Origin of the sequence: Porphyromonas sp. COT-239 OH1446, assembly GCF_000768875.1 — a bacterium.
Taxonomy (GTDB): Bacteria; Bacteroidota; Bacteroidia; order Bacteroidales; family Porphyromonadaceae; genus Porphyromonas.
The window spans coordinates 1-6,942 of the sequence record NZ_JRAO01000014.1 but is presented as its reverse complement, the minus strand read 5'-3'; the positions used below and the strand labels follow the sequence as shown (position 1 = coordinate 6,942).

Sequence of the window (6,942 nt, the reverse complement as noted above, 5' to 3'; positions counted from 1 at the left end):
AACGCCAATTCAACGCCTTTTCTTGTCATGAGGAAGATGTCCTACTCTTGGTCTGTCTCCAGCGAGCGACAATCCTTCGAAGAGGCGAAGCTGTCTGTCGATCGGGCTGTTCGGATGTACAATGAGGCCAGACCGCATCAAGCTCTCGGGGGCAAGACGCCTATGCAAGTCCTTATTTCAGAGCATGTAAACCTTTTGCTGGGGTGGAAGGCCGATTGGCCTCAGGTTGCGCCTCAATTGTCCCGTAGAATGAATGCCCAACAAAAGGCTAAATTTGCACGTGTCAACAGAAAGTCGTCTTAAGCCGGCAGAGTGTCAACCCAATTCAGAGCTATAACACAAACCCTGTAAACTTATTCTAGAACCAGCTCCACTCACTGTCAACTTTTTTCAGTACACGACAGAAGGGGCAGACGTCCCCTGCATCTCAGCTCATCCCAGATGTATACTCTGCCTAAAGTGAGGGATATATTAAGTTTATTCTAAAAGTATTTGTATGGGGAAAATGCACGGATTATTTATTAGCTTTGCGCCCGAACAAATATGTTCGCATCCCTAATAATCCAAACTAAATGAGAAGAATGACCCGCCCATTATCTTCCCTAGCCCTAGCACTGACCCTGGGGCTCATGGGCTCTGCGACGGCGAGTGCCCAGGCTCAAAGCGAAGCCAAGCTGGCTGAACCAGCCATGAACCTATGGTATGATGAGCCCGCAAAGGAATGGATGACCTATGCCCTCCCGATCGGCAATGGTGAGCTCGGTGCCATGTTTTTCGGAGGTGTAGCACAGGAGCGCATCCAATTCAACGAAAAGACCCTATGGACAGGTAGTCCCAAGATCCGTGGAGCATACCAGAACTTTGGTGATCTATACCTAACCTTCCCTCACAAGGGTATTCACTCCAACTACAGACGAGGCCTCAGCCTCGATACCGCCATCGGTTACACAGCCTATGAGGTCGATGGGGTACAATACCGTAGAGAATACCTTGCCTCCTACCCAGACAAGACTATCGCCATTCGCCTTACTACCCCACACAATGTCGATCAACTGAGCTTCAGCCTCAGACTACAGGGGGCGCACGGCGAGACCTCTGCGCTCAAATACAACACGATTGCCTTCGAGGGCAAGTTCGAGACTATCAGCTACGGAGCTCTGCTGCGTGTACAGACCGAGGGCGGACAGATGCACATCGAGGGCGATGAGCTCCGTGTCGAGGGGGCAAATACGGCTACCATCCTGCTGAGTGCATCGACCAACTACGAGGTCAAGAGCCCAACCTACACACAGGGCGACCTCAACTCGATCCGAAGTGAACTCTCTAGTCGCCTCTCCAAGGCCAGCCGCCTAGACTATCGTGAGCTACGCCGTCGCCACATCGAGGACTATCGTCGCCTCTACGATCGTGTCGGGTTACACTTCTTCAGCCCCGAACCCAACTATCCGACGGATGTGTTGCTACGTAAGTATAGGGACAATACTTATCTCGATGCCCTCTATTTCCAGTACGGACGCTACCTCATGATCGCCTCCTCCCGTGGAATGGATCTACCCAACAACCTACAAGGCTTGTGGAACGACAGCAACACCCCACCCTGGGAGTGCGACATTCACACCAACATCAACATCCAAATGAACTATTGGCCTGCTGAGACCGCTAACCTCTCGGAGTGCCACATGCCCTTCATCAATTACATCGCCATCGAGGCTGGCAAGGAGGATAATGGCTGGCGCAATGCCGCTAAGGCCGAGAGACACCCCGGTTGGACGATGCATACGCAGAGCAACATCTTCAGCCAAACCGACTGGAACATCAACCGTCCTGCTAATGCTTGGTACTGCATGCACCTCTGGCAGCATTACCTCTATACCCAGGACAAGCAATACCTCGTGCGTACGGCTCTGCCAGCAATGCGCTCGGCATGCGAATACTGGTTCGACCGTCTCCAAACTGATGACCAAGGCAAGCTGATCGCTCCCAAAGAGTGGTCTCCAGAGCATGGGCCCTGGGAGGATGGCATCGCCTATGCCCAACAGCTCATCTATGAGCTATTCGCCTCGACGCTAGAGGCCAGCCGAGTGGTTACACTCGACAAGGCTTTCACGAAGACACTGGAGGACAAGCTCTCTAAGCTCGATCGAGGCCTGCATATCGGCTCATGGGGACAGATACGTGAGTGGCGGGTCAAGGAGGACAAGCAGGGCGACGAACATCGACACCTCTCTCACCTAATGGCTCTATACCCAGGGTCTCAGCTCTCCTACCACAGAGACAGCACCTATGCAGAGGCCGCTCGTGTGGCCCTCGCCTCACGTGGCGACAACGGTACTGGCTGGAGTCGCGCCTGGAAGATCTCTCTCTGGGCACGCCTCTTCGACGGAGACCACGCCTACACACTACTCAAGTCTGCCCTGAACCCCACGACGCACAGCAAGCTCAGCATGACCCCTGGCGACGGTGGCGTGTACCCCAACCTCTTGGATGCGCACCCACCCTTCCAGATCGACGGTAACTTCGGGGCTACGGCTGGGATTATAGAGATGCTCATGCAGAGCAACCAGGGCTTCATCCACCTCTTGCCCGCTCTGCCCTCTGCTTGGCCTAGCGGACAGATACGAGGCATCAAGGCCGAGGGCAACTTCACCCTCGATATAGACTGGTCGAATGCCCTGCCCCGTGAGGTTACGATCATCTCCAACTCAGGCAAGCAGTGCCGCGTCTATTACCCCAACATTGAGCTGTCCTCGATCAAGACCCAGAGCGGCCAATCGATCAGCTACAAGCGTGAGGGTAAGCACATCATCAGCTTCCCCACCCGTACTGGAGAGCGATACACGCTGCTCTGGAAGCGATAGCCTAGCATTAGATCATCATTAGTACAACGGGCAATAGCCCATAATCATCCATCATTCGTAAGATAACTTCGTATGAAAAACATTCTTCTCATCGGCTCGACTGGACAGATCGGCTCCGAGCTCACGATGGCACTACGTAAGGCCTACCCTCAGGGGCAGGTAGTGGCGGGTTACGTCCCCAGTGCTCCCCCAAAGGGAGAGCTGCTCGAGAGCGGTCCGTCAGAGATCGTTGATATTACCAACGCCCAGCAGATCGCTGACGTGGTGAAGAAGTATCAGGTGGACACGATCTACAATCTCGCAGCTCTGCTGAGTGCCGTAGCCGAGCAGAAGCCTCAGCTGGCTTGGAATATCGGTCTAGGGGGGCTCTTCAATGTCCTCGAGGTCGCTCGTGAGTGCGGCTGTGCCGTCTTCACGCCTAGCTCCATCGGAGCTTTCGGGCCCGACACACCCAAGGACAAGACTCCTCAGGACACGATCCAGCGTCCTAAGACCATGTATGGGGTAACTAAGGTTGCGGGCGAATTGCTCAGTGATTACTATCACAAGCGTTTCGGGGTAGATACCCGATCTGTACGTTTCCCAGGCTTGATCTCCAATGTAGCACCTCCAGGAGGGGGGACAACGGACTATGCTGTGGATATATACTACGCAGCCGTGAGAGAGGGTCGCTTCACCTGTCCTCTCGCCAAGGGGACTTACATGGATATGATGTATATGCCTGATGCGCTGCGTGCCTGCATCGAACTGATGGAGGCAGACCCCTCAAGGCTAAAGCACAGGAACTCCTTTAATATCACGGCTATGAGCTTCGACCCTGAGGAGATCGCAGCCTCTGTGCGCAAGTTCGTCCCCGAGTTCGTCATGGATTACCAAATCGACGAGCTGAGACAGGGCATAGCCAATTCATGGCCTAACTCCTTGGATGACTCCTGCGCTCGAAGCGAATGGGACTGGAAGCCTGAGTATGACCTCGATGCCATGAGTGAGGACATGATCCGCACTCTGCGCTCTCGTCTCTAGGAGAGAGACCTATAGGGACAACTAGGGCGTGCCACTCACCTCTGTGAGTGGCACGCCCTAGCTTTTCAGGTGGGGCAAGCAGGGCCTAGTCGATGTCTAGATCTAGGATACGCCCCTCTTTGTTCAGGGTGAGCTCGATACCGTTGGAGAGCTTGATCTCGTAGCGGCCTCGGCGCAGCTTCTCAATCTGTCGTACAGCCTGCTGAGGGTACTTCTGCGTGAGGGTGGTGCGGATGGGTGCAGGGATAAGCGTCATGGGCACATCTGTGTGTCGAAACTCCATCTCTCGCCACTCGCCAGAGCCGTTGAACTCGATCTTGTCTCCATTGACCAAGACCACCTTGTAGGTGGTGCGGGTAATGTACTCGACCTCTTTCTTGATGAGGCTGATCTCAGCCTCGGGGAAGTACTTCTTGATAAACTCTTGTGCCTTGACAGGGAGCTCTCGGGCTGTGATGGCTCGCTCTCTATCGGCAAATGCAATCCCTACGGTCATGAGGCTGATGAGTAGGAATACGATGACTTTCTTCATTGCTTACGTTCTGTTTAATTGTAAATAACTTGAATGACTTATTGAGCGCAAAGGTATAGGGCAAATCTGAAAAGAAATGGAACTCTCGGATCGAATACTACTCTTGGCTCTCTTTCTTGCTCGAGACCTCGAAGCCATGCAGTCCCCCAGCATAGCGGTAGCGCACTACTAGCCCCTCTCGGCTACAGATAGAATGAACGAGGGCTAGGCCGAGGCCTACACTCCCAGGCTTACGGTGAGCTTGGTAGAAGCGGGAGAAGATCAACTCTGCATCCAATGCCTCAGAGGCCGAGGCATTGCGGATGAAGAATCCATGAGCCCAGATCTCTACCTCAATGGGACCATGAGGTCGGTTGTGCACGAAGGCATTCTTGAGCAGATTATTGACCAAGATTTGCGCCAGCTGTGGATCCATTCTCAGGACACATTCTCCTCGCTCGATGAGCCTCACCTCGAGATATAAGTGCTCGTAGAGGAGCTCTAGATCTCGGAGGCTGGAGCGGATCAGTTCGTTCATCTGTACAGGCGTGCGATCGGTGAACTGCTCGTTGTCTATGCGATAGAGTAGCAGCAGGGCTCTATTGAGGCGGCTGAGGTACTCAAGACTCTGATGCGCCTTGTCGAGCTCCGAGAGCTGCTCGGGCAAGAGCCTCTCGTCCTGCATGAGTAGCTCGATTCTGTTCATGCAGATGGCCACGGGGGTTTGGATCTCATGCGAGGCATCACCGATGAACTGCTTCTGTAGCCTATAGACCTCCTCGGATCTCTTCGTCGATCGCAGGGTGGCCTCATGCAGCTTGCGATACTCAACGATGTCTGTATTGATCTCTAGGGGCGGATTGTTGCCATCAATGTTGTAGAGATCGAGCCATCGGAGCAGGCGGTATAGAGGTCTATTGCTCCGATGATAGACCCAGCTGCTCACGCTGAGAATGACCAGGAGCAAGAGGCCATAGAGACCAATGATCCAAAGTAGGATCGAGCTGATCAGGTCTAGCCGCTCGATGGTCGGGGTGAAGACCGAGAGCTGGTAATAGCCATCGGAGCCTCGATAAATAGTCTGCATCACACGGGCCGGCTCTTGCTCCCGCTTTTGGGGGATGTAGACCATCGAGTCGAGGTAGCGGATGTGCTCCTGGCTCCGGGCCTCATCGACAGTGATGCTCTTGAGGTAATACTGGTTGTTGCTGTGCAAGGTCTCTCGAGGGAGGTCTTCGCCTGCGAGGGCCTGGATGATGATCTGCTCGGAGTAATCCTCGAGCGAGTCATCTATCTCATCGGTTACCTCACCGATGATGGCGAAGTAGAAGAGCACAGCCCATAGGGTTAGGATCACGCTCAGGGCGACGGCCAGGCGAGAGACGGTACGATGAATGAGCTTGCTAGCCATGAGACAGGTGAATGAGCTTGTAACCAACGCCATAGACCGACTTGATCTCGAGATCGCAGGCAGCCTCCTTGAGCTTCTTACGTAGGTTCTTGATCTGTGCGTAGACGAAGTCGAAGTTGTCCGCTTGATCAATATAATCTCCCCAAATAGCCTCGACCATGGTACTCTTGTTGATCAATCTCTCTGGGCGTGCGGCTAGATAGTGCAAGAGGTCATACTCCTTACGGCTGAGCTCGAGCGGCCTTTGGGCGACGAAGACCTCGAAGCTGTCGGGATCAATGCGCAGGTTGCCCACCTCAATGTAGCGAGCTCCGTCGCTCTGCTTGCGTCGGATCACACTTCGGATGCGGGCCAGGAGCTCCGAGAGGTGAAAGGGCTTAGCGAGATAATCGTCTGCCCCAAGCTCGAGGCCTCGCACACGATCTTCAACAGCTCCTCGGGCCGAGATGCAGATCACGCTGTCTCGCTTGCCCATCTGCCTGAGTCGCTCGAGCAGACTGAGACCGTCGCCATCGGGCAGCATCAGATCGAGTAGGATGCAGTCATAGTCATAGCCGCTGATCTTGTCCAGGGCCTTACGATAGGTTGTGGCCTCCTCAACGATGTATCGCTCTCGTAGGAGGGTCTCTCGGATGAGCTCCATCAGCTCAGGGGCATCTTCGACGATTAGGATCTTCATTGCTCTTGGATGTAGGGGGGATGGATCTTACTTCTTTCAGAGGGATTTACGGACACCTCCAGGGCAAAGATAAACAAATACCCTATGCCACTCTCCTGGGTCTATCGATGCCGCAAATGAGAGGATCTATTACGAGGGGCAGCGAAGGCTTGGCCGTAGCTGTCGGGCCTCCTACTCATCGAGGGACGAAGTCCAGGCGGCAAGATCCCGATAGGCTCTCGGGTGAAGGCCACCCGAAGCCTCTGTCGAGAGATCGGTAGGACTGCATTGGAGGTATAAGTAGGACCTCACTCGAACTCCTACTTATGCCTCACTTGTGATCCTACTTAGCTCTGTCATGTACTGAAAAAAGTTGACAGTGGGTGGAGCCCAATTCCTATTGATTATGCCCGCAGCATCTAGCGATTTTGAACGCCTAGCGATCATCGAGGAGTACCTGAGTAGTTCTCAGAGCAAACAC

The 6,942-nt window shown here is 54.0% G+C and carries 6 protein-coding genes; 3 read left to right on the top strand and 3 right to left on the bottom strand.

Going from position 1 to position 6,942, the window contains the following annotated elements; genetic code table 11:
* The first annotated feature begins 27 nt into the window (after positions 1–27).
* From HQ37_RS03245 to HQ37_RS03235, 3 genes are all read left to right on the top strand, one after another.
* The gene (locus tag HQ37_RS03245; protein ID WP_036880421.1) at positions 28–303 is read left to right on the top strand and encodes an integrase core domain-containing protein; all 276 of its coding nucleotides are present in this window, start codon (positions 28–30) and stop codon (positions 301–303) included.
* Between the two features lie 269 nt (positions 304–572).
* Entirely contained in the window at positions 573–2,858 is a 2,286-nt protein-coding gene (locus HQ37_RS03240) for a glycoside hydrolase N-terminal domain-containing protein (protein WP_081951741.1), read from the top strand.
* A 72-nt stretch (positions 2,859–2,930) separates the two neighbouring features.
* Positions 2,931–3,881 (top strand): L-threonine 3-dehydrogenase, encoded by a 951-nt coding sequence (locus tag HQ37_RS03235; RefSeq protein WP_036880416.1) that lies wholly within the window; start codon positions 2,931–2,933, stop codon positions 3,879–3,881.
* An 85-nt stretch (positions 3,882–3,966) separates the two neighbouring features.
* Here the strand turns inward: HQ37_RS03235 and HQ37_RS03230 are convergent, their stop codons facing one another.
* From HQ37_RS03230 to HQ37_RS03220, 3 genes are all read right to left on the bottom strand, one after another.
* Positions 3,967–4,413, bottom strand: coding sequence for a PepSY-like domain-containing protein (locus tag HQ37_RS03230; RefSeq protein ID WP_036880414.1), 447 nt, complete (start codon positions 4,411–4,413; stop codon positions 3,967–3,969).
* A gap of 97 nt (positions 4,414–4,510) precedes the next feature.
* Entirely contained in the window at positions 4,511–5,836 is a 1,326-nt protein-coding gene (locus HQ37_RS03225) for a HAMP domain-containing sensor histidine kinase (protein WP_235264624.1), read from the bottom strand.
* Positions 5,796–6,482, bottom strand: coding sequence for a response regulator transcription factor (locus HQ37_RS03220; RefSeq protein WP_036880408.1), 687 nt, complete (start codon positions 6,480–6,482; stop codon positions 5,796–5,798). The genes HQ37_RS03225 and HQ37_RS03220 overlap by 41 nt, the downstream gene beginning before the upstream one ends.
* Between the last annotated feature and the right edge of the window lie 460 nt (positions 6,483–6,942).